The 25788-nt window shown below is 67.2% G+C and carries 26 protein-coding genes; 12 read left to right on the forward strand and 14 right to left on the reverse strand.

What is annotated here, in order from left to right; genetic code table 11:
- Positions 1-5: 5 nt before the first annotated feature.
- From U3653_RS20285 to U3653_RS20320, 8 genes are all read right to left on the reverse strand, one after another.
- Positions 6-2159: a type IV secretory system conjugative DNA transfer family protein gene (locus U3653_RS20285; RefSeq protein ID WP_195078196.1), complete on the reverse strand. Its 2154-nt coding sequence runs from the start codon at positions 2157-2159 to the stop codon at positions 6-8.
- Positions 2159-2929: a hypothetical protein gene (locus tag U3653_RS20290; RefSeq protein WP_195078195.1), complete on the reverse strand. Its 771-nt coding sequence runs from the start codon at positions 2927-2929 to the stop codon at positions 2159-2161. The genes U3653_RS20285 and U3653_RS20290 overlap by 1 nt, the downstream gene beginning before the upstream one ends.
- Positions 2930-3364 carry an RRQRL motif-containing zinc-binding protein gene (locus tag U3653_RS20295; protein WP_195078194.1) on the reverse strand — a complete coding sequence of 145 codons (435 nt, stop codon included), beginning with the start codon at positions 3362-3364 and terminating at the stop codon, positions 2930-2932.
- Complete coding sequence (locus U3653_RS20300) at positions 3361-3699, reverse strand: hypothetical protein (RefSeq protein WP_195078193.1); 339 nt, start codon at positions 3697-3699, stop codon at positions 3361-3363. The genes U3653_RS20295 and U3653_RS20300 overlap by 4 nt, the downstream gene beginning before the upstream one ends.
- The gene (locus tag U3653_RS20305) at positions 3696-4082 is read right to left on the reverse strand and encodes a hypothetical protein (RefSeq protein WP_195078192.1); all 387 of its coding nucleotides are present in this window, start codon (positions 4080-4082) and stop codon (positions 3696-3698) included. The genes U3653_RS20300 and U3653_RS20305 overlap by 4 nt, the downstream gene beginning before the upstream one ends.
- Before the next feature lie 145 nt (positions 4083-4227).
- Positions 4228-4443 (reverse strand): DNA-binding protein, encoded by a 216-nt coding sequence (locus U3653_RS20310; protein ID WP_195078191.1) that lies wholly within the window; start codon positions 4441-4443, stop codon positions 4228-4230.
- Positions 4444-4612: 169 nt separating this feature from the next.
- Complete coding sequence (locus U3653_RS20315; RefSeq protein ID WP_195078190.1) at positions 4613-5317, reverse strand: GntR family transcriptional regulator; 705 nt, start codon at positions 5315-5317, stop codon at positions 4613-4615.
- A gap of 124 nt (positions 5318-5441) precedes the next feature.
- Positions 5442-6350, reverse strand: coding sequence for a class I SAM-dependent methyltransferase (locus U3653_RS20320; protein ID WP_323124128.1), 909 nt, complete (start codon positions 6348-6350; stop codon positions 5442-5444).
- 1359 nt (positions 6351-7709) lie between these two features.
- On the opposite strand from U3653_RS20320, the gene U3653_RS20325 reads away from it, so the two are divergent.
- From U3653_RS20325 to U3653_RS20350, 6 genes are all read left to right on the forward strand, one after another.
- Positions 7710-8678, forward strand: a complete 969-nt coding sequence (locus U3653_RS20325; protein WP_195078189.1) for an acyl-ACP desaturase — start codon at positions 7710-7712, stop codon at positions 8676-8678.
- Positions 8679-8807: 129 nt separating this feature from the next.
- Positions 8808-9935 carry a tRNA dihydrouridine synthase DusB gene (gene dusB / locus U3653_RS20330; RefSeq protein WP_323124163.1) on the forward strand — a complete coding sequence of 376 codons (1128 nt, stop codon included), beginning with the start codon at positions 8808-8810 and terminating at the stop codon, positions 9933-9935.
- Between the two features lie 694 nt (positions 9936-10629).
- Positions 10630-12402 (forward strand): LCP family protein, encoded by a 1773-nt coding sequence (locus tag U3653_RS20335; protein ID WP_323124127.1) that lies wholly within the window; start codon positions 10630-10632, stop codon positions 12400-12402.
- A gap of 189 nt (positions 12403-12591) precedes the next feature.
- Positions 12592-13254: a phosphate signaling complex protein PhoU gene (gene phoU / locus U3653_RS20340; protein ID WP_067795247.1), complete on the forward strand. Its 663-nt coding sequence runs from the start codon at positions 12592-12594 to the stop codon at positions 13252-13254.
- Positions 13255-13373: 119 nt separating this feature from the next.
- Positions 13374-13667 carry a hypothetical protein gene (locus U3653_RS20345; protein ID WP_195078187.1) on the forward strand — a complete coding sequence of 98 codons (294 nt, stop codon included), beginning with the start codon at positions 13374-13376 and terminating at the stop codon, positions 13665-13667.
- A 26-nt stretch (positions 13668-13693) separates the two neighbouring features.
- Positions 13694-15208: a hypothetical protein gene (locus U3653_RS20350; RefSeq protein WP_195078186.1), complete on the forward strand. Its 1515-nt coding sequence runs from the start codon at positions 13694-13696 to the stop codon at positions 15206-15208.
- 169 nt (positions 15209-15377) lie between these two features.
- Here U3653_RS20350 and pstB read toward each other — a convergent pair whose 3' ends face one another.
- The 6 genes from pstB to U3653_RS20380 all read right to left on the reverse strand — a co-directional run bounded on the left by pstB (position 15378) and on the right by U3653_RS20380 (position 21308).
- Positions 15378-16154, reverse strand: a complete 777-nt coding sequence (gene pstB / locus U3653_RS20355; protein ID WP_195078185.1) for a phosphate ABC transporter ATP-binding protein PstB — start codon at positions 16152-16154, stop codon at positions 15378-15380.
- A 21-nt stretch (positions 16155-16175) separates the two neighbouring features.
- Positions 16176-17078 carry a phosphate ABC transporter permease PstA gene (gene pstA, locus U3653_RS20360; RefSeq protein WP_067795241.1) on the reverse strand — a complete coding sequence of 301 codons (903 nt, stop codon included), beginning with the start codon at positions 17076-17078 and terminating at the stop codon, positions 16176-16178.
- Positions 17078-18049 carry a phosphate ABC transporter permease subunit PstC gene (gene pstC, locus U3653_RS20365; RefSeq protein ID WP_195078184.1) on the reverse strand — a complete coding sequence of 324 codons (972 nt, stop codon included), beginning with the start codon at positions 18047-18049 and terminating at the stop codon, positions 17078-17080. Before pstC ends, pstA begins: the two co-directional genes overlap by 1 nt.
- A gap of 90 nt (positions 18050-18139) precedes the next feature.
- Entirely contained in the window at positions 18140-19252 is a 1113-nt protein-coding gene (gene pstS / locus U3653_RS20370) for a phosphate ABC transporter substrate-binding protein PstS (RefSeq protein WP_195078183.1), read from the reverse strand.
- 241 nt (positions 19253-19493) lie between these two features.
- A complete protein-coding gene (mshD, locus tag U3653_RS20375; protein WP_195078182.1) occupies positions 19494-20414 on the reverse strand; it encodes a mycothiol synthase in 921 nt (306 codons plus the stop codon).
- Positions 20415-20543: 129 nt separating this feature from the next.
- On the reverse strand, positions 20544-21308 hold the full coding sequence (locus tag U3653_RS20380; protein ID WP_195078181.1) for a winged helix-turn-helix transcriptional regulator: 765 nt from the start codon (positions 21306-21308) through the stop codon (positions 20544-20546).
- Positions 21309-21602: 294 nt separating this feature from the next.
- On the opposite strand from U3653_RS20380, the gene U3653_RS20385 reads away from it, so the two are divergent.
- From U3653_RS20385 to U3653_RS20410, 6 genes are all read left to right on the forward strand, one after another.
- Positions 21603-22403 carry an LmeA family phospholipid-binding protein gene (locus tag U3653_RS20385; protein ID WP_195078180.1) on the forward strand — a complete coding sequence of 267 codons (801 nt, stop codon included), beginning with the start codon at positions 21603-21605 and terminating at the stop codon, positions 22401-22403.
- Entirely contained in the window at positions 22400-22843 is a 444-nt protein-coding gene (locus U3653_RS20390) for a thioredoxin family protein (RefSeq protein WP_195078179.1), read from the forward strand. Before U3653_RS20385 ends, U3653_RS20390 begins: the two co-directional genes overlap by 4 nt.
- Before the next feature lie 287 nt (positions 22844-23130).
- A complete protein-coding gene (locus U3653_RS20395; protein ID WP_195078178.1) occupies positions 23131-23625 on the forward strand; it encodes a DUF4395 domain-containing protein in 495 nt (164 codons plus the stop codon).
- Between the two features lie 29 nt (positions 23626-23654).
- Positions 23655-24488, forward strand: coding sequence for a sulfurtransferase (locus U3653_RS20400; RefSeq protein ID WP_195078177.1), 834 nt, complete (start codon positions 23655-23657; stop codon positions 24486-24488).
- 5 nt (positions 24489-24493) lie between these two features.
- The gene (locus tag U3653_RS20405) at positions 24494-24799 is read left to right on the forward strand and encodes a DUF1416 domain-containing protein (RefSeq protein WP_043686601.1); all 306 of its coding nucleotides are present in this window, start codon (positions 24494-24496) and stop codon (positions 24797-24799) included.
- Between the two features lie 187 nt (positions 24800-24986).
- Positions 24987-25694, forward strand: coding sequence for a heme-binding beta-barrel domain-containing protein (locus tag U3653_RS20410; protein WP_195078176.1), 708 nt, complete (start codon positions 24987-24989; stop codon positions 25692-25694).
- The last annotated feature ends 94 nt before the right edge of the window (positions 25695-25788 follow it).

The raw sequence follows: 25788 nt of genomic DNA on the forward strand, positions 1-25788 counted from the left end.
TCGTTTCAGGCGTGGCGGTGTTTGCGCAGGTCGATGACCGGCGCCAACGGGGCGGGCTCGCGGGTGACGGTCTGCATGGCTGCCAGGCCGGGCAGTGGGCGCAGCGAGGACAGTTGCCGTTCGTCGAGCGGGGTGACGCGGCCGAAGCGGGCGACGCCGCCGGAGACGTGCACGATGTCGCCTTTGGCCATGGCTCGCAGCCGGTTCGGGTGCACGAGCAGCTTGTCGTTGGCTTGGACGTTGCCCTCGTCGCCTTCCTGGGAGCCGCCGATGAGCTTGCGGGAGAGGTCGAAATCGCGGCGGGTGCCGTAGATCTCGGCGAGCTTGTCGCCCTTCTCCTGCCCACCCAGCAGCGAACCTCCGGAGGCGGCGGTGACCAGGGCCTCGCGGGAGTCGTCGTCGTGCCCGAGACCGTTCCAGGACTGGGCGAACCACCACGAGCCGATGCCGGCCTTGCGCAGCCGCTCCACCCACGCCTTGGCGCGGGTCTTGCCATCGGATACCGCGGAGAACTCGTCGACAGCCAGCAGGGCCTGGCGGCCGTGGTCTTTGTCGGCGAGCTGTTCGAGCATGCAACCCAAGGCCGCGAACTGGGCGCGGGCGCGGTCGGCGGCTTTGACGCCTTCGAGGATGATGTAGAGGAAATCGAAGTCGGTGACCTGCTTGTCGCCCTCGAAGGAGTCACCCAGCAGCCGGTAGAGGATGCCGAACTCGCTGCGCGCGGAATCCATCACCGGCTGTTTCCCGGCCATCGTGGAGGCGATCTCCCGATCGACACCGGTCACACCGGCCCACGGCACGGTGTCGTCCCAGATCCCGCCCCACAGCTTGGCCAGCTTGACCGGATCGAACCGCGACAGGAACTCGATCCAATCCCGCGGCGGGTTGTGCCCGACCGGCTTGCCGTCGACCACCTTCTCCGGGGCATCCACGACCAGGTGGATCAGGGTCTCGCGCAGGTTGTGGAAGTAGCGTTCGGTGTCGGTCGTCGGTGTCGAGCCGCCGGAGATCATCGCCGACAACACCGACCGCAGATCATCGAGATCCGCGATGCCCCACAGGTTCAGTTGCGTGTGCAGCGGGTCGGTGTCCTCGACACCCACCACACCGATCCGGTCAGCGGGCACACCGAGCGCGGCGAACCAGCGCGCCATCGTCCGCGCGGACTTCTTCGACTCCGGGCCGCCGTTGCAGTCGATCACCAGCACCAGAGGCCGGCCGGGCCGACGCGGGCGCCACCACTGCCGGTGCCGCAGCCAGCCGGTGACGAACCACGACACCAACGTCCGGTTCATCAGCGTCGACTTGCCCTTACCGGAGGAGGCGACGACGGTGCCGTGCTCGTTGAACTTGATCCACGGCACGATCAGCCGGGTCTCCGTGCCCGCTAGCAGCGCCCGCGTCCGCGACTTGGCCGGGGCCTGGCTGGACTCGGTCGCCAGGCGGCCGAGCACCGGCTGTGGGTTGAGCCCGCCGGTGGAGAACGGCAGCCGATACCGCGACATCCGTGCCGCTGCCCGCTGCTCACGCTGGGTGCGCAGCCACAACGCCCGCTCGGTGGCGGCCGGGGACTGCAACCCGTTGGTCGCGATGCGCACCCGCCGGTTGGTGAACGCGATCATCGCCGTCAACCACGCGGCCGGGATGAGCAGCACCGTCATCGCCGCCAGGCCGTGAGCGGGGTTGCCCGACACCAGCTCGGCAGCGCCCGCGGTGAACTGGGTCAGCGGCGCCGACCAGTCCATGCCGCCGAACACGACCGCCGAACCAGGCATCGCGACACTCGCGCCGATCGTCCAGTTCCGCAGCCGCGCCGGAGACCATGCCAGCAGGTTGGCGACCAGGAAGATCGCGCCCGCCGACACCAGCCCGAACACCGCGCAGGTGCCCGCGATCATCAACGCGTCGAGGAACCCGTCGAGAGTGATCTCCGGCAGAGTGATGCCGAACAGGTCACCGTCGGGGGCGTGGTCGCCGAAGATCGGCGGGGCCTTCGGGTGGATCTCGATGTGCGGGGCCTCGCCGGTACCCGAAACCTGGGACTGCTCCGGGGCGGCGGGCACCTGCGACGGGTAGGGCTTGGCGCACTCAGGACGGAAATCGATCACCCTCTGGCACACCACATCCGCATCGCGGTGGATCGGAAATTCGATGCTCATCACGACACCGCCTCTCCGGTGTCACGACCACCGATCGTGGCGTGGTGAATGCGATCGGAGGCACCACCGGAGATCAGCGACAGGCCGGGCCGAGAACCGGAAACCGTGCTGCTGGCGCCGAGGGCTTCGGCGAGGCCGGCCACTCGGATCGAGGGGCCTTCCACACCCGCCGCGGCGCGGGCGGCATCGGCGATCACGTTGCGGATCTCGACGTTGCGGCAGTAGTAGATGAGCTTGTCGCAGTTGGCTTTCGCCGCTGCCTGCTTGGCCTTGGCGACCGCTATCCGGGCCGCGGCAGCGTTCTTCGCGGTCAGCTCGACCTCGACCGCCCACAACCGGCCCTGCTCGTCGTAATACCGGCCATCGTGGATGTGGGGGCGCGCCTCTCCGGCCCGGACCGGCCCGACCTGCGCGCGCAGCTCACGCTCGGAGATCCACCGCTCCAGATCCAGCCCCACCAGCGCCAACCGCAGCTCCAGCACGGTGCGCACGTGCGCGGCCATCTTCGGTGTCGGCGTCCAGAACTGCGTGCTCAGACCCGTCAGACCCTCGATCGCGGAGCGGGTCGGGAACACCCACGTCGGTCCTGGCACCGGCCGCAGCTTCAACGACGAAACCAGCTTGCTTTCGCGCCACTTCGCCACGTGCCGGTACGCACTCGACATCCGCACACCCAGCATCCGGGCGACAACATCCAGCGGCGCCCCATACATGAACGCCAGAATCGTCAACACGGTCATCGGCACCGGACCGATCCGATATGCCGTCATCTATCGCTCCCATCCATCACGGTCACGGCCACGGCCGTTGACCAGCCCCGCGAACGCGTGACCCGCAATCGGGGACCGTTCAGCCGGGGTCGTTGTCGAATCGGCCCATCCCGGGCCGGGGTCATTGATCTGCTCGAACTCCGCACGGTCGACGCCGTGCCGCTCCGCAGCGCGCAGCTGCCGCTCCCGCGTGGCCTTCGCCAACGCCGCACGCTGGGCGGGAGTCGCTTCCCGCTTCGCCGCGGCGAGGTTGACGTCATAGAGGTAGGCCGTCAACGGCTCCCGCAACCGGCGCGGACGCTGCACCTTGCCCGCGATGTCCTGCCCATTCGGGCGCAATCCCTGCGCGGCCAACTGCCGACGCGTCCGCAGATGCGAAGGCGCGCAACGCCAGTCGTAGACCGGAATGCCGCCCTGGGATTCGGGCGCGGTCACCGTGCCACCCCCGGAACCTCCGAGCGCGGGACGCACGACCCCGCCGGTTCCGCCGGAACCCCGGCATTGAGCGGGCGGCAGATGTTCGGCGACGGCACGTAGTCCTGCTGATCGATCCACGCCGCCGTGCACCCGCCCATCCCGATGAGCAGCAGCACACCGACTGCGGCCAGCCGCACCATCGGCGGCAACACACCCAGCGGGGCGAACACCGCGCTGGTCCCGGTGAACTCCGGACCAGCCATCGAGTGCAGCGGGTTGTGTCCGCCACGGCGGTCGAAATGGGTGACCGTGTACCCCTGAACAGGCGGCTCCTGCCGCCATGGCGCGGTCACCGCTCCGCCTCGTTCCGCTCAGCACCGTCGCCGTCGACCGCCGCGCCCATGTCAGCCTCGCGGTCATCACGCGCGGCCAGCGCATCCGCGATGCCGGCGTCGAGCAGCGCGCGCAGCCCGATTGCCTGCGCAAGCGTCAACTGCATCGCCATCCCGGCATACGCCGACGACGACGCCGGAAACACCCGAACACATACCCGGTCGACATGCTCCGCGTACTGCACCCGGAAAGACCCGTGCACCGAGATATCCGCGAAGACTCCGGTATCCACCGGAGCACCCGACTCGCTGGCGGCGACCACGTAAGAGCCCAGGTAGTCCCGCAACACGCCCTCGGGGGGTGCCTGCCGCTCGTGATCCCCATTGCGCAGGTTGATGCTCATCGCCGAAGCCCCCACTGCCGCGAGGACCGCCACAGCGCGAAACCGCCCAACAGCACTACCGTGATCCCGACGACTTCCGGCGCCGTCAGCACGAGGTAGCCGACCGCGACCGCGGCGACCGCGAAACCAAAAGTCCGCGCCCGCATTACGCGACTCCGGTCTCATTCAAGGGCCGGACCAGCGCGAGGACCTGGTCGCGATCGACCTTGATGAGCCTCGGGCCGACCTGGAAGCCCTGCAAAAGTCCGCCGTCCACCCAGCGACGGACGGTCCGCGGGTGGACTCCCCCGGCCAGTTCCGCCGCGACGCGAAGGCTGATCAGCGTCTTCGGTCCACCGACCGAGCCACTTCGTCTGCTCATAGATGTCACTCCTTTGGCGACTTGTCGTTACGTATACACAACAGCGTATGTGTAGTTGCGTATGTGCACAAGACCTACACATGCGTAGACGCCAAAGGGCATGAAAAAGGCCTGATCAACGCATTGATCAGGCCCCTATACGCTTCGACCGAAGCCGGTCCGAGTCAGGTCAGGTGGAGGTCTCCCGCCTGCTAGTGGCGACCGATTCAGGCTCTAGCGCCATCCGGAACAGGAACGCGTCGTATCGGTCCCGTGGATACGAGATGTTCGAAATCATCAGCACCTGCTCATCGCTGTCGATGTAGCGCTGAAATACAGCCTTGACCAGCTCGCCGGACGGAGTCTTGAGCCACTCGGCATGACTCGCCGGCGGTAGGGAGTCCGTGATGGTCTCCTCCAGAAACGCCGCCGCCGAGACGTCGGCCACACCGACTGGCTGATAGCTATCCGACACGGAGATCGGTCGACCGCCTTCCGATGCGCGCACAATGACATGCGTCAACTCGGCGCCGACTTTGACGCCCAGCTTGTCCGCGAGGTCTTCCGTAGCGGACACACTCTCGATGTCACGCTCCACCTCCACCGGCTCCGATGCTTCGTTCTCGAATGTCGTCTCGGGCTGCTCGAACTGCCGCTCGGGCGAGACCCTGGTGAGATTGGGCCGGTCGGCAACGAACGTGCCCTTCCGCCGCTCGGTCCGCACCAGCCCCTGACCGAGAAGCAACTCGATCGCATTGCGGATCACGATCTGCGACACGCCGTGGCGTTTCGCCAGTTCCGGGTAGCTCCGCAGCTGGGTTCCCGGCGGGAGTTCACCAGCCCTGATCTTCCGTGCGTATTCACCCGCGATCTTCACGTATGCCGGTTCAGCCACTGTCAGTCCCCTCGCTTCGTTCACTCAGGCAGGAGTTAGTTACCCCTACCAATACACAACTACATATACACACATCATGGCAGTGTGTGAGAAGTGGGGTGACGCGTTTGCGCGACTTCCGGTGCTACTTCCTACGTGTCCAGCACTCTGCTTTGTCGTGCAGGTTCCACCAGGACACGAATTGCGTGTCCTCCTCAACCTGCTCCCATCCGGAAGCCAGCTTGTCAAAGAAGGCATCAGTGCCGGTCTTGCCGCCGCGAGGTTCGCCAACGTAGATCAGCGTGTCGCCTCCGGCTGCCTCGAACGCTTCCAACGCGTCGGTTGACATCGGATCTCCCCAGCCCGGCGGCCAGCACAAGAAAAGAACTCGACGCGACTCCTCGCCAGCTTTCCGCGCTGCGGCCAGGCCGGCGAGGTCGCCGACTTCGTGCCAGACATCCAACTGCCCCGCTCCCCCACGAAACGAGACATTTTCGATCTGGCCGGGCGGTTCCGAGTCAAATGCCAAAACATCGACACCGCGGCGTCGCAGCTGTGCGGCCCAGTATCCGCGCCCGGCGCCGATCTCCAACAGCCCTCGACCCGCGCAAACGGCGGTGATCCACTCCAGCGTCTCGGGCGACGGGATCGCATACGCATATGCCTCTTGGAGAACCGTCTGCGCGTAGGCCAGTCGCGCACTGCCCTTCGCTACACCGCCGTTGACCTCGCGACGCCCACCACGCTCGGCCGGGGCCACACTGACGGACGGACCAACGATGTCCCAGTACGGATTCTCACTGTCACCGCCCGTCATGTAGTGCAGCAAACGAATGTCGAAGGCCCTGTCGGCCTCGGCATCACCGCTTCCAGGTATGGCAGCGGCAGTATCGAGGTACTCCGCAACCCTGGGATACGAAGTGCGGAAGCGTGTTTCGTCCCCAAGAAGATCGGACAGCTCTTCACGACGCTCTGGTGTCAATACGAATCCTGTCACCCAGTCGATTGTGCCGACCTCGGCGGCCGCTTGGTGGGCTATGAGCTGCACCGCCACTCGGGCTTTCACATCGCCAGCGGCACAGCAGACCACCAACGTTCCCTACTCCCGTGGGGCAGTAGGCCTTCACCAATGGGGCAGACATGGGGCAGAGAGACGTACCAATGTGTACACTCACGTCCCGAATGCACAAACCAAAACAGCCGCAAACACGCTGAACAGACGTACATTCATGTCCGAATTGTTGACATATGTCCAGGCCGTTTGATACGGGATGCGAAAAGGGACTTTTAATCCGCAGGTCGTAGGTTCGAGCCCTACTGGGGGCACCGAGGCCGGGCGTCCGGGTTTACTCCGGGCGCCCGGCCTGTTCAGCGGAGTTCTCCGCCATCATGCCTTGGCTGTACCGATCAGACGCCTACGCCGGACGCGCACTCTCCGGCGTAGCGGCCGCAATGCGCGGAGCGGCGCCCGGTTCGACGATTACTTCCGCGCGATCACGCCCAGCGCAGACGGGGTCATCGCCGATCTCGGCGACGTGAGTAGAAGGACACAACGCGTGGGGCCGCGGTGAAGCGGTAGTGGCCACGACTGGACGGGCGAGGGCATCCGTGCCTTTCTTCGGCGTCACCACGATCCCGCCAGCCTGATGAACACATCCGCGCCCGCCACAGAGGCCGGATCACAGCGGGTGGCGCGCACTCCCCGCCGAGCTCGGGCGGCTCACGCCCAACATGCCTTCCACAGGGCGTATTACTCATCGACAGCCGCACAGAACAGATATGAGCGGCCATGGGTCATCCCCGGCGTGTCCCCCACAACGCCGTCGAGGTCTCTCTCGCCCGCACTCACACGCCGGAAAGGAGCCGCCGAACTTCTGCCGGTGTCCGATCCGGACGACAAGTCATGTGCGGGGCACTCTCGGCATGGCTTCACTGCCTCGCGACAGCGCCGCGGGCGCGTCGTCGCGACCGACGTCGAAGGCGTCTGCCCCACCCCGGAGGCCCCCCGCATCGACTGAATCCTGATTCGGTTCGCCGATTGCGTTCCGGTAGCCCTTCCTCGGCGCCAATTCACAGGAACATCGCAGCTGGACTCGCCGCGATTCGCCGACACGCGCAGAACCAGGGCGTTTCGCGTCCATATCCGCCCGCTGGCCGGGATTGTGCGGTCGACCACGGACCGCTAACGCTCGGAGCACCGCGTCGATAGACCCATTGCCGCGGGAACAGCCCATACACTCGTGTGGATCACTGAACGGCGAAGACGTCGTATGAGGTGGATCACCAGGGCATCGATCGTCTAACGGATGCGTTTCGCATCACACCTACGGTGCCGTAAGGTATGGCCGCATCGGCATCGGTCTACCTTGGGATTGACCTGCACGACCGGAAGCACACACTGAAGGGTTCATACATGGCAAGGGATCTGACTCAACTCGAACTGCTGACGGAGTTGGAGCCGGTTGCCGAAGAAAACGTCAACCGGCACCTCTCCATGGCTAAGGAATGGCATCCGCACGACTACGTCCCGTGGGACGAAGGCCGCAATTTCGCGGCACTCGGTGGCGTGGATTGGGATCCGGAGCAGTCCCGGCTCAGCGAGGTCGCGAAGGCGGCCATGATCACGAACCTGCTCACCGAGGACAATCTGCCCTCCTATCACCGCGAGATCGCCGAGAACTTCTCGCAGGACGGCGCATGGGGCACCTGGGTGGGTCGCTGGACCGCCGAGGAGAACCGCCACGGCATCGTCATGCGGGATTACCTGGTCGTGACCCGCGGCGTCGATCCGGTCGCCCTCGAAGAAGCCCGGATGGTCCACATGACCAACGGCTTCGCATCGCCCGCGGAAGCCGACGCGGGCTTCCTGCATTCCGTCGCGTACGTCACCTTCCAGGAACTCGCCACCCGGGTCAGTCACCGCAACACCGGCAAGGTCTGCGACGACCCGATCGCCGACCGCATGCTGCAGCGCGTCGCCGCCGACGAGAACCTGCACATGATCTTCTACCGCAACATGTGCGCCGCCGCCCTCGACCTGGCCCCCGACCAGGCCATCGAGGCGATCACCCTGATCCTGGAGAACTTCCAGATGCCGGGTGCGGGCATGCCGAACTTCCGCCGCAACGGCGTGTTGATGGCCAAGCACGGCATCTACGATCTGCGTCAGCACCTGGAGGAAGTGGTCCAGCCGGTGCTGAAGAAGTGGAACATCTTCGATCGCACCGACTTCACCGCCCGCGGTGAGGCGGTCCGTGAGCGCCTCGGGCTGTTCCTGGAGAAGCTGAGCAAGGACGTCGTCAAGTTCGAGGAACAGCGCGACCGGATGCTCGCCCGCGAGGCCGCCAAGCGCGACCGCGCGATGGCAGGCAGCTCCGCGTAGGACTTCAGAACCACAACAGGCGCCGCCCTCCTGGAAGACCGAGGGCGGCGCCGGCGTGCGCACACCCGCTCCGGCCGACTCACGTGCGCAAATGAGACACTGGTCGGCGTGACGATGACTACCGAGGCGATGGCCAAGCTGCGGATCGGGCCGTATCCGGTCGATCCGCCGGTCGTGCTCGCGCCGATGGCGGGCATCACCAATCTGGCGTTCCGCAAGTTGTGCCGGGAATTCGGCAGCCCGACCTCCATCTACGTGTGCGAGATGATCACCGCGCGGGCGGTGGTCGAGCGTAACGAGAAGACGCTGCACATGATGTCCTTCGACGCCGACGAGCATCCCCGCTCGATGCAGCTCTACGGCGTGGACCCGGCCACGCTCGGCGAAGCGGTGCGGATCATCGTCGGCGAGGGCTGGGCCGACCACATCGACCTGAACCTCGGCTGCCCCGTGCCCAAGGTCACCCGCCTCGGCGGCGGCGCCGCCCTGCCGTACAAGCGGACGCTGTTCCGGAGCATCGTGCGCGCCATGGTGAGCGCGGCGGAGCCGGCGGGGGTCCCGGTGACGGTGAAGTTCCGCATCGGCATCGATGACGACCATCTCACCTACCTGGACGCGGGCCGCATCGCGGAAGCCGAAGGCGCGCGAGCGGTCGCGTTGCACGCCCGTACGGCCGCGCAGCGCTACTCCGGCGAAGCCGACTGGACCGCGATCGCGCGGCTCAAGGAAGCGGTCACCTCGATCCCGGTGCTCGGCAACGGCGACATCTTCTCCGCCGCCGACGCCGTGCGCATGATGGACGAGACCGGATGCGACGGCGTGGTCGTCGGCCGTGGCTGCCTCGGCAGGCCGTGGCTGTTCGCCGAGCTGCAGGCCGCATTGCGCGGTGAACCGTTGCCAGCGCCGCCCGACCTGGGCCGGGTGGGCACGGTGCTGTACCGGCACGGCGCGCTGCTGTCCGAGCATCTCGGCGAGGAGAAGGCCATGCGCGATCTGCGCAAGCACATGGCCTGGTATCTGATGGGCTTCCCGGTCGGCTCCGATCTGCGTCGCGCGTTCGCCACGGTGGGCAGCCTCGCGGAGTTGGAAGATCTCGTCGGCCGGCTCGACCCGGCCGTTCCCTTCCCGAAGGACGCGGAGGGCCCGCGCGGCAGGCAGGGTTCGCCGGGCAAGGTCGCGCTGCCGCACGGCTGGCTCGACGATCCGGACGATCCCGCGGTCCCGAGCGCGGCGGATGTGATGCACAGCGGAGGGTGACCGGCAACCGCACAGCGAATCCCAAGCGCAACACCACTGTGACCTCTTCGATTTCGCACTGGGGTGGCTCGCCGTGGCGGAATCGTTATCATTGCGGAATCGGTGCCGCCGGTCGCGTGTGACCTGAGCGGGAAAGCAGGACGAAAAGCGAGGTTCGTTGGTGGGTGACGATCGGCACGGGCGTTCGCCACGGCCCGGAGGTCGCGCCCCGTGGGAGCGGTATCCCGCGGCGGACTCCCCCGACCGGGACGCCGCGCATTCGTCTCGCCGTTCCCGCCATACCGACGCCGTTCCCGACCAGAGTTCCGCGCCCCTGACGGTGCAGGACCTCGTCCAGCGGGTCGACAACGAACGCACCGGCCGTCGCGGCCGTCGCGCGGAGCCGACTCCGCCGGACTCGGCCGCCGCGCCGAGCCGAGGCCGCCGCACGGAACCCGACCCGGCCGCCGCCAACGGCCGCGGGCGGCGCGCCGAACCCACGCCACCGGTTCCCGGACCCCCGGCGAACCGAGGCCGACGCCCTGAGCCACTACCGCCGCAGGCCGGCCCTCCATCGGCACGAATCAACCGCGCCGAGGCTCGGCAGGAAGCTCCGCGCAGGCCCGCCGACCCGGCCGCCGCCAATGGCCGCGGCGCCGCGGCCGGCCCCCGGCGCGCGCCGGACTCGCCGCCGCGCCAGACGGGTAGCTCCCCGGTGGTCCAGGACATCACCGGCGCCACACCGGCCGCCCGCGCGACGAGCCGACGCCCCGCCGAGCGCCAGGCGCCCGACGCGCCGGATGCGCCGGTGGCGCGTCCGGAGCCGGAGCAGGCCGAAGAGGTCACCGACGTAATCCCTCCCGTCGATGAACCGACGCGCGCGCTACGCAAGGGCGTTGGCTGGCCTACCAAGGACGGCAAGAGCACCAAGCCGAAGCCTGTCGGCACCGCCCAGACCCGCCTGCAGGCCTCCCGGGAGCGCCGCAACAAGCGGCTACGGGCCACGGGACGAACCGGACTCGCTTTGAGCGCCGCGCTCGCGCTGCTGGTCACCGGCGGCGGCTGGAGCTACTTGCGCTCGACCACGGACAGTTTCACCCAGGTCTCCTCCCTCGACGAGAACTCAGAGGACATCGTCGACTCCAATGCCCAGCTCGGCGACGAGAACTACCTGCTGGTCGGCACCGACACCCGCGCAGGGGCCAACGGCCAGCTCGGCGCCGGCACGTTGGACGACGCCGAAGGCGCCCGCGCGGACACCACCATGCTGGTCCACATCCCGAAGGACCGGAGCCGCGTCGTCGTGGTCTCCTTCCCGCGCGACCTGGACGTGACCAGGCCACAGTGCAACGGGTGGGACAACGAAAAAGGCAAATACACCGACGAGAAGTACCCGTCCGCCATAGGCGACAAGCTCAACGCCGTCTACAACCTCGGCGGCCCGATGTGCCTCGTCTCCACGATTCAGCGCCTCACCGGCGCGTCGATCAACCACTTCATCGGCATCGACTTCGCCGGTTTCGAGTCCATGGTCAACACCATCGACGGCGTCGAGGTGTGCGCGTCCAAGCCGCTCGTCGACGACGTGCTCGGCACCATCCTCGAGCACCCGGGCAAGCAGCGCATCGACGGCCAGACCGCGTTGAACTACGTGCGTGCCAGGCACGTCTACGGCGAGGAGCGCAGCGACTACGACCGCATCAACCGGCAGCAGCGCTTCCTCGCTTCGCTGCTGCGCAGCACCCTGTCCAGCAGGGTGCTGTTCAATCCGGGCAAGCTGAACAGCTTCATCAGTGCGCTTCAAGATCACACCTGGGTCACCAAGGTCGAAACAACCGACCTGCTGATGCTCGGACGTTCGCTGCAGAAGATCGATGCCGGCGCGGTCACCTTCATCACCGTCCCGACCGCGGGCACCAACTCCTACGGCAACGAGATTCCCCGGGAATCCGACATCAAGGCGATCTTCAAGGCGATCCGCGACGATCAGCCTCTGCCAGGCGAGAAGCCGACCGTTCAGGCGAACGCACCCGCTCCGGCACCGGCCGCTCCGGCACCGGCCAAGTACAAGGCGGTGGATCCTTCGGCTGTCTCGCTGCTGGTGTCCAACGGGTCCAAGATCGAAGGCCTGGCGCGTACGGCCGCCACCAAGCTCGGGAACCAGGGCTTCACGATCTACAACACCGGCAATTACGCCAACGGCACCTCCCCGACGACGAAGATCCGCTACGCCGCGGGGCTGGAAGCCGAGGCCGCCACCGTGGCCTCCGCGATTCCCGGCGCGACCATCGAGGCCGCCGACGATCTCGGCGGCATCGTGGAGGTCGTCATCGGAGCGGACGCGGCGACCGGCGTCACCGTCAAGGCGCCGACGCCGGTGGGTGACGACATCACCAACGTCGCGACGAGCACCGCGACGGATTCGACGCCCGCCGTGCTGCCGTCGGACTTGGAACACGTCAACGCCGCCGAGGACATCTGCAAATAGCCTCCCGCGCCCACAGCACGTGGAGCTGCGACGCAGATCACAAACCGTCGTGATGTCGTCGTTTCGACGACGGCGGTTGCGGATCGCGATCATTGACGCATCAACGGCAACCTCCGCGCTAATGATGCACACCGGTCATTCACTCCCTGTTCGTGACTTGGTCAGCGGGGCGAACTAGTCTCAGGTTCCATGCGTGTCATCTACAACGAGCAAATGGCCGAGCTCGCGCACCTGCTGGGCGAGATGGCGGGCCTGGCGGGCTCGGCCATGGAGCGGGCTACCCAGGCTCTGCTCCAGGCGGACCTCGCGTTGGCGGAGCAGGTGATCAGCGAGTCCGACCGGATCGCCGAACTGATCCAGGACGCCGAGGAGAAGGCCTTCGCTCTGCTCGCGCTGCAGGCGCCGGTCGCCGGCGATTTGCGGCAAGTGGTGAGCACGATCCAGATCGTCGCCGACGTGAACCGGATGGGGGCGCTCGCGCTGCACGTGGCCAAGGTCGCGCGCAGGCGTCATCCGAACCACGCCCTGCCCGAGTCCGTCAACGGCTATTTCGCCGAGATGGGCCGCATCGCGGTGAACATGGGAGCCGGTGCGCGAGAGGTGCTGGAAACCCGTGATCCGGAGCGCGCGGCGCAGCTGAACGAGGATGACGAGGCGATGGACGATCTGCACCGCCACCTCTTCACACTGCTCATGGACCGGGACTGGAAATACGGCGTCGCGGCCGCCGTCGATGTCACGCTGCTCGGCCGCTACTACGAACGCTTCGCCGATCACGCGGTCGAGATCGGCCGCCGCGTGATCTTCTTGGTCACCGGCGTGCTCCCGCCGGACCCCGATGCGGAGGGGTAAGCGAAGAACTTGCTGCGCTTGACGTTTCGTGGGCGACGAATGATAGATTCAGCCGCACGGGGCGGGAGTGCTCTGGAATAGCGTTACGCCGGAGGGGATCCGGTATGAAGGGGGGCGTTATGAACGTCGATCCAGCGGAGCTGCGCGCGTTGGCCGCGTCGATGGACAAGATCGGCGGTGATATCGGCGCTTTGACCGTGCGTGCCACCACCGATGCGCTCGGCGGTGTCCTGCCCGGTTCGGCGCTGAGCGAAGTGTGTTCCACCGCGGGTTCCCATGTCGAAGACGCTTGGCGGCGAATGGCCATGCGCTGCAAGCGCGTTTCGAACATCGCGAAGGGCGGCGCCGCGAACTACGAGGTATCCGACCAAGAGTTTCGTGCCGGTCTCGACGCGATGGGCGCGCAGCTGTGAGGACTACGACGCCAACCCTCACGCAGGTGCGGTCGGAATGGCAGCCGTGGAAATTGAGCGAAGCCGGGACGGAAATACGCACGCGCAATGGTGAATTCGTCGCACTGATCGATCAGACGGTGACGCAGATCCGGGCAGCGGGCGCGCACTGGAGCGGTGATGCCTATTACGCCGCGTACGACCGGATCGCCGGCGACCGCGACACGGCGAACAAGGTGGCGTTGGATACCGAGGCACTCGCGCAGACCTTGATCGACAGCGGCACCAGCCTCGCCGGATTCCGCCAAGCATTGCTGGACAAGGTCGACGAGGCCGTCGCGGCCGGATTCACCGTCTCGGAGGACTGGCAGGTCGCTGCCGGGCCGGGCGCCTCCGACGAGGACGGCGAGTCGCAGTACACCTACCAGACCGCCATCACCACCGCCTTGAACGAACTGCTCGGCACCCAAACAGACCTCGCCGCGAAGATCGAGCAGGCCGGCGGCGACGTCCGCACCCGGTCCGATCAGCTCGGCGACGGCGACCCGCTCGACAGCGACAAGTCCGGCGACGGGGACGACCCGGCCCTCGCGGTGTACGGCAAACAGTCCGACGCCTCGACCACCGAGCAGGATCCTGCCGCGGGCACACCGGTGAACACCAGTCAGAAGTCCGACGGGACGACAACGGCGGGCACGCCGCAAGCGAGTCCGATCGCCGCCCAGCAATCCACCGATCAGACCGGCGCCGAGAATTCGACCAAGCAGGACAGCGGCGAGTCCGGCGACGGCAAAGATAAGAGCGAAACGGGCGAGGACAAGAAAACCGAAGACACCGGGGACGGCAAAGACAAAGGCGCCGGGTCCGAGGACAAGTCCACTTCCAGCGGCCCGGCCAGCGACCCGAATTCGTGGAAGCCTTCGGACGTGACGAGCTTGATCACCTCGGTCAGCCAGATCACCGGCAATGTGCCCACGCTGATCGAATCCATCGGCAAACTCGACGATGATCTCGACGACATCATCAAAGCCGGTGGGGAGGCAGGAAAGGGGCTGATCGAGGCCGCCGGTACCACCGCGGAGAAATTCGCGAACGCCGCCGACACGATCGCCGGGACGCACCAGTCCGACGGCACGCCCACGGAATCGCCGTCCTCGGGTGACCCTGCCGGAACCGGGACGCCGAAGCAAGATTCGGCGGCCACCGATCCGAATGCGAAAACCGACGATCCGAACGCGAAATCCACCGATTCGAAGACCGACAACCCGGCGGGCACCGACAACAAGACCGACAACAGCAAGACCGATAAACCGCATTCGTCGCAGCAAGCGGAAACCAAGCAGGACCAACCGGCGTCCGTCCGGCAGGCGAGCTACTCCGATACCGGCTCCGGCAGTCCGAGCGCTGCGCCCGCGCCCACGTCCAGTTCTCCGTCGACCGCTCCGGCGAGCACCGGCCTGCTGGGAGGGATGTCGGCGGCGAACAGGCAATCGGACTCGGAACATACCCGCCGAGTGCAGGCCACCCCGACGCCGCTCTTCGAGACCTCGCCCGAGGAATAGCCGACGAGCTATCCGGCCGAATACGAAGGCCCTGGGCAGCAGCCAGGGCCTTCGTTTCCCGCATGCGGCTGCTGCGACAGGTCTTCGGACCGTAGCCACCGACAATGGCGAAATCGTTGGACTGTTGAGTTATGCGCCGACAGCCTGCACAGCCGCTCGGCAACCGGAATCAGCCGAAGCGACCGGAGATGTAGTCCTCCGTGGCCTTCTGCGACGGGTTGGAGAAGATCTTCTCGGTGTCGTCGATCTCGATCAGCTTGCCCGGCTTGCCCTGGGCCTCCAGGTTGAAGAAACCGGTCTGGTCACTCACGCGCGCGGCCTGCTGCATGTTGTGGGTGACGATGACAATGGTGAATTCCTTCTTCAGTTCGGTGATCAGATCCTCGATCGCCAGGGTGGAGATCGGGTCGAGTGCCGAACAGGGCTCGTCCATCAGCAGCACGTCGGGCGACACGGCGATGGCGCGCGCGATGCACAGTCGCTGCTGCTGACCGCCGGAGAGGCCGCCGCCCGGCTTGTCCAGACGGTCCTTCACCTCGTTCCACAGGTTGGCTCCGCGCAGCGAGCGCTCGGCGACCTCGTCCAGTTCCTTCTTGCTGCGCACGCCCTGCAGCTTCAGGCCCGCGACGACGTTGTCCTTGATGGACATGGTGGGGAACGGATTGGGCCGCTGGAAGACCATGCCGATCGTGCGGCGCACGCCGACCGGGTCGACCTGGGTGCCGTAGATGTCCTCGCCGTCCAGCAGCACCGCGCCCTCGACCCTGGCGTTCGGGGTTACCTCGTGCATGCGGTTGAGCGAACGCAGCACGGTGGACTTGCCACAGCCGGAGGGACCGATGAAGGCGGTCACACTGCGCGGCAGCACGGTCAGCGAGACATCGGACACGGCGTGGAACTTGCCGTAGTAGATGTTCAGATCTTTGACGTCGATCCGCTTGGCCATTTTCGGTAATCCGTTCCGCTTCTATCGGTTCCGGGTGAGCAGGCGGTTGAGGACCGCAGCCGCCAGGTACAGGAGGGCGATGATGATGATGAGGGTCAAAGCCGCGCCCCACACCCGCTCGCGCCCGGCAGCTTCGGGGTTGGCCAGCTCCTGGTAGATCAACAGCGGCAGCGACGCCATATTGCCGTCGAAGATGTTCATGTTGATCGATTTGCTGTAGCCGACCAGCACCAGCACGGGGGCGGTCTCGCCCATCACCCTGGCGATGGCCAGCAGGATGCCGCTGATCATGCCGGGCAGCGCGGTGGGCACCACGATCCGCACGATGGTCTTCCACTTCGGGATGCCCAGGGCGTAGGACGCCTCGCGCAGTTCGTCCGGCACCAGTTTGAGCATTTCCTCGGTGCTGCGGACGACGACGGGCAACATCAGCAGCACCAGCGCCAGCGACACCGCGAGCGAACTCTGCGGGAAGCCGAGCGTCGCGATCCACAGCGCGAAGATGAACAGCGCCGCGACGATCGACGGCACGCCTGCCAGGATGTCGACCATGAAGGTCGTGACCTTGGCCAGCAGGCCGCGGCCGTACTCGACCAGATACACCGCGGCCATGATGCCGAGCGGCACGGCGATCACGGTGGCGACCAGCGACTGCACGATGGTGCCGTAGATGGCGTGATAGACGCCGCCCGCCACCTGATTGGGCAGCACGCCCTTCAGCGAGTTCTGCCACCAGTCCGCCCGGAGCACGGCGCTGAACCCCTTGCTGATCACCATGATCAGCACCCAGGCCAGCGGCACCAGCGCGATCGCGAACGCCAGCCACACCAAGCCGGTCGCGATGTTGTTGCGCACCCGGCGCGACAGGCTCACATCCCGGAAGGTGGGCGGCTTGATCGGCCGGTCCAGAGTCGATGAGGTCATCACCCGTTCACCCTTCCGCCCGCGGCCAGCCGAGCGAGCGCGTTCACGACGAAGGTCAGCGCGAACAGCACGAAGCCTGCCGCGATGTACGCGCCGGTCGGCAGCGGGGCGCTGAACTCCGCTGCGGCCGAGGCGATTTTGGAAGCGAAGGTGTAGCCGCCGTCGAACACCGACCAGTGCCCGGGCTGCGCGGCCGTCTTCAGCACGATCAGCACGGCGATCGTCTCACCGAGGGCGCGGCCGAGGCCGAGCATGGCGCCCGCGATCATGCCGCTGCGCCCGTAGGGCAGCACCGTCATCCGCACGACTTCCCATTTCGTCGCGCCGAGCGCCTGTGCCGCCTCGATGTGCGCGCGGGGGGTGAGGTTGAACACCTCACGGCTGACCGAGGTGATGATCGGCAGGATCATCACCGCGAGCACGACGCCCGCGGTGAAGATCGTGCCGCCGCTGGCCAGCGGGATGTTGCCGTCGTCGAACAGGAACAGCCAGCCCAGGTTGTCGTTCAAGAAGGTCTGGATCGGCTCCAGTTGCGGAGCGAGCACCAGGATTCCCCACAGACCGAACACGATCGATGGCACCGCCGCGAGCAGATCGACGACCACCGAGAACGGCCGCGCGAGCGTCTTCGGCGCGTAGTGCGTCAGAAACAGCGCGATGCCGATGCCGATCGGAACGGCGAGCACCAGGGCGAAGATCGAACTCAGCACCGTCACCATGAACAGATCCCGGATGCCGAACCGTAGGTGGTTGGCGTCCGAGGTGTTGAACTCGGTACTGGTGAAGAAGTTCGCCTCGTTCGCCAGCACCGACGGCACCGCCCGGATGAGCAGGAACAGCGCGATCAACGCGATGGAGGCGACGATGATCGCACCGGCCGTCGTCGCCAGCGAGCGGAAGATGATCTCCGCTCGCGGGCTGTGCGGGCGACCGCTCTTCGCGGCCGGTTCGGTGCTCGGCTTGCTCGGCATGAGCGCAGTATCTCCGCCTGCTCGCCGGCCGGTCGACTCGGATCGGTCAGCGGCGGCGACTTCGTCGTGCACGGTCATGTGGGGCTGCTATCAGGAGATGGCGTTGATGGCGGTGGTCAGCTTGGTCTTGAACTGCTCCGGGATCGGGATGTACCCGGCCTCGTCCAAGCCCTGCTGGCCGTTGGTGACCGCCGAGGTGAGGAAGGCCTTGACCGCCTTCGACGTGTCGGCGTCGGAGTACTTCGAGCACACGATCTCGTAGGTCGGCATCACGATCGGGTACGCGCCCGCCACCGACGGCTTGTAGAACGAGGAGGTGTCGATGACCAGGTCGTTGCCCTGGCCGGAGATCTTCGCGGACTCGATCGCCTTGCCCGCCGAGGCGACGCTCAGCGTCACCGGGTCCTTGCTCGCCGAGGTGATGACGCGCGCGATCGACAGGTTCTGCGCCTTCGCGAACGACCACTCGTTGTAGGTGATCGAGTTCTTGGTGCTCTTCACCGCGGCCGAGGTGCCCTCGTTGCCCTTCGAGCCAGCGCCGACGCCGCCGTTGAAGGCCTTGCCTGCGCCCTTGCCCCAGGCGCCGTCGGAGGCGGAGTCCAGGTAGAGCTGGAAGTTGTCCGTGGTGCCCGACTCGTCGCTGCGGAAGATCACGGCGATCGGCTCGGACGGCAGCTTGGCGTTCGGGTTCAGCGCCTTGATCTCGGGCGCGTCCCAGGTGGTCAGGGTGCCGTTGAAGATCTTGGCGGCGGTCGGGCCGTCCAGCGCGAGATCGGTCACGCCGTCGATGTTGTAGGTGATGGCGACCGGGCCGAAGACGGTCGGCAGGTTCCACGCGGGCGAGGCGCAGCGGTCGGCGGCCTTCTTCGGCTCGTCCTTCTTCGCGCTCAGGGGGGAGTCCGAGCCGCCGAAATCGGTCTGGCCACCGAGGAATTCGCTCACACCGGCGCCGGAGCCGCTCGAGGTGTAGTTGAGCGTCGAGCCGTCGCAGTTCTTCTCATACGCGGCGATGAAGCGCTCCATCGCGTTCTTCTGCGCCGAAGAACCGCTGGCCTTGAGGGCCTTCTTTCCGCCGCACGCGACGTCGACCTTGGCCACGTTGCCGGTGTCCGTCGCGGTGTTGTCGTCGCTGCCACAGGCGGCCAGCGTCATGGCGCCGACGGCCAGCACACCGACGAGGGCGCTGCTGCGCTTGAGATTCACTATTCCTCCGGAATGGCGTCCTACTCGTCCGGTCCCTCACCGGCCCGGACGGGTGTCGTGGTGCTGTTCGCGGGGAACTTGCGCACCAGGCAGCAGTGTGCTGCCCTCACTCAACCTAAGGTCACGTGGTTGACAGTTGGACCGACCTGAGTGAACGGAGGGTGAACAGCCCGGCGCGATTGCGCCTGGTAGATGTGACGTTTGCCGCAGTTTTACTCGCGCACACCCGTTCTGCCGCCTGCTATTCAAACTCCGCCGCCGCGTAGGCGACGTCGACATGCGCGGGAGCGAATCCGAGACGGGTATAAGTGCGCACCGCGGCGACGTTGTCGGCCTCGGTGTAGAGCAGAACCTCGGCCAACCCGCGGTCCCGCAGGTGGTGCAACCCGGCCGAGGTGAGCAGCCGGCCGAGTCCGCGCCCCTGCGCCGCCGGATCGATGCCGACCACGTAGACCTCGCCGAGCGGAGAACGCTCCGCCTGATGCACCTTGGTCCAATGGAATCCGAGCAGATGTTCGGGGTCCGCGGTATCGAAGGCGAGGAACAGGCCGGCGGGGTCGAACCAGGACTCGCCACGGCGGATCTCGATGTCGCGGCGGGTCCACGCACCTTGTTCCGGATGCCAGGCGAACGCGGCGCCGTTCACCCGCAGCAGTTCCGCGTCGTCGGCGGGACCGGCGTAGGTGCGTAACTCGATGTCGTCCGGCACGGCCAATTCTGGTAGCTCAGGAGTTGCCAGCGACCGCCGCATCTGCCACAACTCACGCGCCGTCCGCAGCCCGAGCCGCGCTGCGACGGCCTTGGCCGCAGGCCGGTCGCCGTGCGCCCAGACCCGCGCGCCGGGACCGCCCGCGGCCAGTGCGGCTGTGACCAGATCGGTGCCGACGCCGTGGCCGCGCCGGGCCGGGTCGACCGCGACCTCGGCCATAGCGGGATGTTCGCCATGGGCCGGAACGAGATTCGCGTACCCCACGACGACGTCCTCCTGCCACGCGAGCAGATGGCGTGCTCCGGTGTCCGCGCCCGCCGTCAGCGACAGCACGGCCTGCTCCGAGACCGGGGCGACTCCGTCGGCCTCGGTCGCACGCGCGAGCAGATCGCTGACCGCCCGCGCGGCACTCGCATCGGGGTGGTCGGTCCAGTGTGTCGTCGCGCCGCTCATCGGCCTCCGTTCATCGAGCCGGCGGACCCGGTATGGAGTCCGTTCCTGGCAACGTCATGGCGGCAGCCGGCATTTCGGCCCCGCCGATTCGACGTGGGCGCGTTCGAACTCCAGGCGACCCGCCGACGATCACTGCACGGAGCCGTTGACCGGAGTCAGCGAGGAATCGTCGGTGCCCTCGTTGTCGTCGTCCGGGAAGTTCACCGGCTCCCCCTTGACCGCCGCGCGCGACGGGCGCACGGCCTTGTAACCGACGTTGCGCACCGTGCCGATCAGCGACTCGTACTCACTGCCGAGTTTGGCGCGCAGCCGCCGCACGTGCACGTCCACGGTGCGGGTGCCGCCGAAGAAGTCGTAGCCCCACACCTCTTGCAGCAGTTGCGCGCGGGTGAACACCCGGCCCGCGTGCTGCGCGAGATACTTCAGCAGCTCGAACTCCTTGTAGGTGAGATCGAGCGGGCGGCCGCGCAGCCGCGCGGTGTAGGTCCCCTCGTCGATCACCAGCTCACCCAGGGTGATCTTGCCGGTGTTCTCCGGGCTGGCCACGCCGCCGTTGCGGCCGACCAGCAGTCGCAGCCTGGCGTCGAGTTCGGCGGGGCCGGTGCCGGGCAGCAGAATGTCGTCGAGGCCCCAATCCGCGTTGACCGCGACCAGGCCGCCCTCCGTGAGCACCGCGACGACCGGCACCGACGACCCGGTGCTGCCGAGCAAGCGGCACAGTCCGCGGGCCGCGGCCAGGTCGGTTCTCGCGTCCACCAGCGCGACGTCCGCGGTGCCTGCCTCGAGCAGCGAAGCCACCTCCGTCGGCGCGGGCCGCACGTTGTGCGCGAGCAGCGCGAGCGAGGGCAACACCGACTCGGGGTTGGGGTCGGAGGTAAGCAGGAGCAGCTCCACGGGCCCTCCTCCCATCTCGTAGCCACGCGGCTGCGGCAGCACCGCCGCGGCCACGTCGCTAATCACAGGTAATCGGATGCAAGATTAGCGCGTAACAAGGCATGACCACGCATTCCGGGTGCGACGGGCGCACCGGAGGACACCCGGTAGCCGGGCTCGGGCCAACCGATATGGTGCGTACATGGGTTACGTATCGGGCATGCCCCCTGTCACCGGGGCGCCCGAGGCGGTAGCCGAACGCGCGCCGTGCGGCTTCCGGCCGCCGCGGCCCGAGACCCGGAGAGACGGGGGAGCATGCGCAAGCTGATCATCGGCCTGCTGTGTCTGGCTGGGTTCGCCATCGTCGTCGACTTCAGCACCGCGGCCTACTCGGAATATCGCGTGTCCAGGGCGCTGCGCGACGGCGCCGATCTCACCGCGGACCCCGAGGTGACGATCCACGGCTTCCCCTTCCTCGGGCAGGCCTGGGACAGCCGCTACGACCACGTCGAGATCCGGGCGCGCGCGAAGCGAGAGGACATCCCCGGCGAGATAGCGCTGGAGGCCACGCTGACCGGGGTGCGGCTGCCGGTCGGCGAACTGGTCGACGGCAGCCTGCGCGGCGTCCCGGTGGAGCGGGTGGACAGCCGGTTGCGGGTGGAGCCGACCGAACTCGGCAGGCTGTTCGGCATCCCCGATCTGCAGGTGCATTCCCGGCCAGCGGACAAGTCCGACGGGACCGGCGGGTCCGGCGGTTCCGGCATGACCACCACGGGCGCGCTGGTGCTCACCGGGACCATGCCGGAGACGCCCGGCGCGCAGTACGGCGGTGAGAAGGTCAGCGTGCAGGCCGATCTGCTGCTCGACGGCGATCAGGTGAAGATCGTGGCGACCGGCTTCTACCGCGGCCCGCCCGGCACCGAGACGATGCCTGTGGCGGTGATCACCGAGGCCGACCGCCCAGCGGTGCTCGCCCGGTTCACCCGTACCATCGACACCAAGGAATTGCCGTTCGGTGTCCGGCCGACCAAGGTCTCCGCCCAGGGCGGTCAGATCGTGGTGGAGGGCAAGGGCGTGAACGTCACGATCGACCTCGACCGATTGCAAAGACCATGATCCAAGTCACCATCCTCGCAGTAGTTCTGCTCGCCGCTCTGGCGGTCGGCGTCCTGCTGCGCCGGCGCGAGGGCAAGATCCGCGCGGCCGACGGTATCGACCTGTCCCACTCCGCCCGCGCGGACCTGCTGGCGGCCGTCGGGGTGACCGGAGCCGGTCCCGCGGTGCTGCATTTCTCCGCCGAGTGGTGCGGACCGTGCTCCGCTGTTCGCCGGGTGGTTGCCAATGTGACGGACCAGCTCGCGGGATCACCGCAGCCGCCGCAGGACATCGAGGTGGACATCGACGCAGAGCCCGCTCTCGCCAGAGAGCTCAATGTGCTCTCGCTGCCCACCACGTTCGTCTTCGACACCGAGGGCAGGGAACGGTTCCGCATCTCCGGCGTGCCGAAGGCCACGGATCTGCACTCCGCGCTGGAGCCGCTGACCGCAGCGGCCTGACCTGCGACGACAAGTCCCCTCGACGGCCGAGATCCACCCCCGCTCCATATTCCCCCGCCGAATTGGGTAAACTGCTCTCGTGCTTGCCAACCACGAGCTGATGCTCACCCGACGCCGCACAGTGGATCTGTGTCGGCTCGGTGGTTGTTGCTGCCTGTGCCGCTGATCGGTCGGCTTCCCCGAATTTCCTGACGCCGACCTCTGCCCGCCGCGCGAGTGATCTCACGATCCCCCGGCGATTGGCAAATTTGCAGTCATCGGACTTTTTCAGCGCAGGAGTACGCACAATGTCCACCGAGATCCGTAACACTTTCGAAGCCACCCCCGTTTCCTCCGATCAGGTCGATGTGCGCGGACCGCGTTTCGCCGCCTGGGTGACCACCGGCGTCCTCGTCGCGGTCCTGCTCGCCGCCGCGGTCTCGGCGGTCGCCGCGGGGGTGCTGATCGCCCTGCAAGCGGTGGTCTTCGCGGTCGGCGCCGCCCTCGGCCCGCGCCGACACCCCTACGGCCGGATCTACGCGGCGTTCGTCGCGCCGCGTCTCGCGCCGGCCACCGAGACCGAGCCGACGGCTCCGCTGCGGTTCGCGCAGCTGCTCGGTTTCGTGTTCGCGGCCGTCAGCCTGCTGGGCTTCGCGCTCGGCTCCACAGTCGTCGGCGCGGTGTTCGCCGGCTTCGCCCTGTTCGCGGCGTTCCTGAACGCGGCGTTCGGGCTCTGCCTGGGTTGCCGGATCTATCCACTGGTAGCCCGACTCCGCCGGACCCCGTCACCGGCATCGAACTGACCCTGCACGTCATCTCTGAAAGGAAAACAATGGCTCGCTCCGATGTCCTGGTCTCCGTTGACTGGGCCGAAGAGAACCTCAACGCCCCCGGCGTCGTGTTCGTCGAGGTCGACGAGGACACCTCCGCCTACGACGGTGGTCACATCGAGGGTGCCGTCCGGCTCGACTGGAAGAAGGACCTGCAGGACCAGGTTCGTCGCGACTTCGTGAACCAGGAGCAGTTCTCCGACCTGCTCTCGGCGCGCGGCATCTCGAACGACGACGAGGTCATCCTGTACGGCGGCAACAACAACTGGTTCGCCGCGTACGCCTACTGGTACTTCAAGCTGTACGGCCACAACAACGTCAAGCTGCTCGACGGCGGTCGCAAGAAGTGGGAGCTCGACGGCCGCCCGCTGTCGACCGAGCCGGTGAACCGGCCCGCCACCCAGTACAAGGCGTCGGCGCCCGATCTGAACATCCGCGCCTTCCGTGACGAGGTCATCGCGGCCATCGGCACCAAGAACCTGGTCGACGTGCGTTCGCCCGACGAGTTCAGCGGCAAGATCCTGGCTCCCGCGCACCTGCCGCAGGAGCAGAGCCAGCGTCCCGGCCACATCCCCGGCGCCATCAACGTGCCGTGGAGCAAGGCCGCGAACGAGGACGGCACCTTCAAGTCCGACGCCGAGCTGGCCGAGATCTACAAGGAAGCCGGACTGGACGGCGAGAAGGAGACCATCGCCTACTGCCGGATCGGCGAGCGTTCCTCGCACACCTGGTTCGTGCTGCAGGAACTGCTCGGCCACCAGAACGTCAAGAACTACGACGGCAGCTGGACCGAATACGGCTCGCTCGTCGGCGCTCCGATCGAGTTGGGAGAGTAATCGACATGTGTGCAGCACCTACCCAGGGTCAGGCCATCCCGGCCGGCGTCGACGTGGAGAAGGAGACGGTCATCACCGGCCGTGTCCTGAGCACCGACGGCCAGCCGGTGGGCGGGGCGTTCGTGCGCCTGCTCGACGGCAACGGTGATTTCACCGCCGAGGTCGTCGCGTCGGGCACCGGTGACTTCCGGTTCTTCGCGGCTCCCGGCTCGTGGACCGTCCGCGCGCTCTCCTCCGCCGGCAACGGTTCCGCCGAGGTGCGCCCCGAAGGCGCCGGCATCCACTCGGTCGACGTCGCGGTCGCCAAGTAGGACCCACACGGTCGAACGGCCCCGGTCGCTTTCCGCTCCGCGGAAGCACCGGGGCCGTTTGCGTGCCGCCGCGAGGGGGTCGTTAGACTCGGATCGTGGTCCTCTTCTTCGAGATTCTGCTGGTGGCCGTGGCCGTCCTGATCGGCTGGTTCGGCCTCTACGTCTTCTACCGGCTGTTCACCGAATCATGAGCGAACTCGCGAGCGAAGGTTCCAACCCGGCCGAGCGAGCGAGTGAACAACTGAACGGCAACGCTCCGGCCGATTCCGCCGGTCGCCGCAGCGGTGACCAGGCCGTAGCCGAGGCTGCCGAACGGGCGAAATCGACCGGCGTCCGCAACATCCCGGTCCTACCGGATCTTCCGCTGCCCGAGGACACGGCCAACCTGCGCCTCGGCCCGGACCTGAGCGCCTCCATGCTCGCGCTGCTCCCGATGGTTGGCGTGTGGCGCGGCGAGGGTGAGGGCAACGATCCCGAGCGCGGGGACTACCGCTTCGGCCAGCAGATCGTCGTCTCCCACGACGGCGGCGACTATCTCTCTTGGGAATCCCGGTCCTGGGTCATCGAGGCCGACGGCAACTACGGCGGCCCCGACCTGCGCGAGAGCGGCTTCTGGCGGGTCGGCATCGACGGCAACGACGAGGTCATCGAATTGCTGCTGTCGCACAGCAGCGGCATCGTGGAGTTGTTCTACGGGCAAGCGCTGACCCAGTCGTCCTGGGAACTGGCCACCGACGTGGTGATCCGCAGCCAGTCCGGCGTAGTCGTCGGCGGAGCCAAACGCCTCTACGGCATCGTCGAGGGCGGCGACCTCGCCTACGTCGAGGAACGCGTGGTAGCCGACGGCCCGCTCGAACCTCGCCTCTCGGCCCGCCTGCAGCGCTACATCGGCTGACGGTTTCCGGTTCACCGAGCCCTGCCGTGGTCCGCGTCTCCCAACGCGATACCGGCTGGCTTCCGGCGCGCGCGATACCGGTGGGTGCAGCACA

Origin of the sequence: Nocardia implantans (assembly GCF_035544775.1) — a bacterium.
Classification (GTDB): Bacteria; Actinomycetota; Actinomycetes; order Mycobacteriales; family Mycobacteriaceae; genus Nocardia; species Nocardia implantans.